The sequence below is a fragment of the Mesorhizobium sp. M0514 genome, from assembly GCF_040321145.1.
In the GTDB taxonomy this organism is placed as follows: Bacteria; Pseudomonadota; Alphaproteobacteria; order Rhizobiales; family Rhizobiaceae; genus Mesorhizobium.
Genome location: NZ_JAMYQZ010000192.1, coordinates 1 through 2557, shown reverse-complemented (window position 1 = coordinate 2557; position 2557 = coordinate 1). Strand labels below are relative to the sequence as shown.

Annotated in this window: 2 protein-coding genes; both read right to left on the bottom strand. The window is 63.9% G+C overall.

Annotated elements, in window-relative coordinates; genetic code table 11:
• Positions 1-71: 71 nt before the first annotated feature.
• Positions 72-2393 carry a PAS domain-containing sensor histidine kinase gene (locus NKI61_RS32710; protein WP_352842407.1) on the bottom strand — a complete coding sequence of 774 codons (2322 nt, stop codon included), beginning with the start codon at positions 2391-2393 and terminating at the stop codon, positions 72-74.
• Positions 2347-2557, bottom strand: a 211-nt coding sequence (locus NKI61_RS32705) for a hypothetical protein (RefSeq protein ID WP_352842405.1), incomplete at its 5' end; no start/stop codon positions are given. The genes NKI61_RS32705 and NKI61_RS32710, both read right to left, overlap by 47 nt.

Here is a 2557-nt window from a genome sequence, read left to right as displayed (position 1 = left end):
GGAGCCCTTACATGACCGCGGCTACTCAGTCCTTGAACGCGGCGGAGAGCACCGCTGGCATTGGCGGGCCGTCAGGCCGCCGCCTTCACCGCCGGCTGCGCCTTCTTCACCGGGATGCGCACCGACACGATCGTGCCGACGCCTTCGGTCGAGCGGATTTTCAGCGCTCCTCCTTGCAACTCGGCCAGCGAGCGCGAGATGGCAAGGCCGAGGCCGGAACCGGCGTGGTTCTTCGAAAACTGGTTCTGCACCTGTTCGAAGGGGCGGCCAAGCTTGCTCAGTGCCTCCTTCGGAATGCCGCAGCCATTGTCCTCGATGGTCAGCACCAGCGCGCCTGACGTGTTGCGGGCGCGCACCGAGATATGGCCGCCCTGGCCGGTGAACTTCACCGCATTCGACAGCAGATTGATGGCGATCTGCTTGATCGCCCGGCGGTCGGCGAACAGCGTCATCGTATCGGCGATGCGGGTTTCGACCGTGATCGATTTCTCCGCCGCCTGCAGCGAGATCACCCGCACCGTCTCGCGGATCAGCGGGCAGAGATCGATTTCCTCGCGGTCCACCGAGAATTGGCCGGCTTCGATCTTCGACATATCGAGTATGTCGTTGATGACGCCGAGCAGATATTTGCCGCTGCCGTTGATGTCGTTGGCATATTCCTCGTAGCGCGGCGAACCGAGCGGCCCGAACAGGCCTTGTTCCATCAGTTCGGAGAACCCGATGATGGCGTTGAGCGGCGTGCGCAACTCGTGCGACATGTTGGCTAGGAATTCGGATTTGGCCCGATTGGCGGCCTCGGCGCGCTCGGTTTCCTTCATATATTCGCGGTTGAGCTCGACCAGTTCCTTGGCGCGCTCTTCCTCGGCCCGGCGGGCGAGGCTGAGGTCGTGGATGGTCGCCATCAGCCGGCGCTCGCTGTCGACCAGCTTTTCCTGGTGCAGCTTGATCTGGGTGATGTCGGAGCCGACGGAGACCGTGCCGCCGTCCCGGGTCCTCAGTTCGTTGACCTGCAGCCAGCGGCCGTCGGAGAGCTGCCGCTCGAAGGTTGCGCCCCCTTGCGGCCCGTTGGTGTTGGCCAGCCGCCGTTCAGAGGCGAAGGCCAGCATGCGCTCTTCAAGCACGGCGCGCGCAGCGCCCGGCATGACGTCGCGGTCCGACAGGCCGTTGTCCTTCTGGTATTTGGAATTGCACATGATCAGGCGCTGGGCGGCATCCCACAGCACGAAGGATTCGTTGATGTTTTCGATCGCGGTCCGCAGGCGCAGGTCGGCCGCCTCCGAGCGCAGCGCCAGATGCCGCTGCTCGGTGACGTCGACGGCAATGCCGATCAGCTGGATCTCAGGCGCTTCCGGGTCGATCACCTGGGCCCTGGCGCGCATCCACACCCACTGGCCGTCGGCGTGACGCATCCGGAACACCTGGTCGATATGGTCGATCTCGCGCTCGACGATTTTGTTGGCCAGCTCGAACAGGTCGCCGTCCTCGGGGTGGATGATGTCGTCGACCTCGCCGAACGACAGCATCGAGTTGCAGGGCTCGTAGCCCAGCATGTCGTACATCGAGCGCGACCAGTACATCTTGCCGCGCACCATGTCCCAGTCCCACAGGCCGCAGCGACCGCGAACCAGCGCCATGTCGATGCGCTGATGGGCTTCGAGATAGATGCGGTCGGCTGTCTGGGCGCGCGATGCCTGGCCGAAATAGGCGTAGAGGATGATGATCAGCACGCCGGCTGTCAGCACAAACAGCGTGACGTTGAGCGAGACGGTCTTGCGCCAGTTGTCGAACACCGCTTCATGCGGCACCAGCACGGCGGCGGCGTTCTTGCGGTCCCGGGTCAGGCTCACCGCCGCGTACCAGTCCTGGCCGCCGATGCTGACATCCATGACCCCGGCGCGGTCGCCGAACATGAACAGCGGCTGGCCGTCCAGCACCAGGCTGTCCAGCGATCGCCCTTGCCAGCCGGTCGACAGCGGCGACACGGCAATGATCTTGAAGGCGCTGTCGGTGATCACAAGCACATGGCTTCTGCCCATGGCGCCCTGGCGGCTCGTGCTTTCCAGAAGATCAATTGCACCGCTGGATGCCGCGGTCGGGTCGGCCGAGATTGCGTTCGCCATCTGGCCGGCGGCGAGACCTAGCACCGCCTTGCCGTCGCGCTCGGCCTCGTCGCGCTCGTTCATCAGTGACAGCACGCGCAGTGCGGCGATGACGATCAGGAAGATGATGATGAGAGCCGGTATCGAACGGCGCAGAAGGGGTTCGGCAGCCAGGAGCCGCCGGTAGGCTGGTTCAGCGATGAGCCGCGTATTGCCGGCGAGGCCGTCGCCTCGCGCCTTGCGCCGCTCAAAAGCCGTCCCTTCGGGCGCGCCCCACGCGTCCGCCTTGGCCATAAATGGCACTCCCCGAATTTCCGTACGCTTGACGATCCGGCAACACCGCACATCCGAATCGTCTGTAAAGAATCAAAGGTGATTCGCCTTGTCCAGAGGCGCGGCCGAAAAACATTAAAAATTGATTGAAATAACGCTGAAATCCCTCCCCTTGAGGGGAGGGT